The sequence below is a fragment of the Salibacter halophilus genome (assembly GCF_008806325.1).
GTDB classification, from domain to species: Bacteria; Bacteroidota; Bacteroidia; order Flavobacteriales_G; family Salibacteraceae; genus Salibacter; species Salibacter halophilus.
On the sequence record NZ_WACR01000029.1, the window covers coordinates 1 to 396 of the forward strand.

Annotated in this window: 1 pseudogene; it reads left to right on the forward strand. The window is 42.9% G+C overall.

The annotated features are described in order from the left end of the window. Positions 1-396 (forward strand): annotated as a pseudogene (locus F3059_RS13745) (hypothetical protein); the annotation flags it as partial.

The window sequence follows — 396 nt, forward strand, 5'->3', positions numbered from 1 at the left end:
GGTCATCATGGTGCTGATGGCCTGTTGATCAAACTCGACAGCAACGGGAACGAACAATGGTACAAACGCTTTGATCAATATACTTCCATGAATGACGAAGCTGAGTTTTTCAGAGTACTGGTAGACAGTACCGGTATTTACATTCACGGAGGAGTCCCTGATGTACTGTCACAACAATCAGTTCCCCAGTTCATCACAAAATTTGATCACAGCGGTAATGAGATTTGGATCAATGAAGTGTTTGACGATGATCCTTCAGCTACTATCACCGGTTATCCCAGTCAAATGATGTTGCTCAACAACAGTCTTTATGTGCTTCACCGTTCTAATGGAGATTATTTCAACCTCGCCAAGTTTTCGCGACAAACCGGGACACATGAAATACTCGGTCATTTA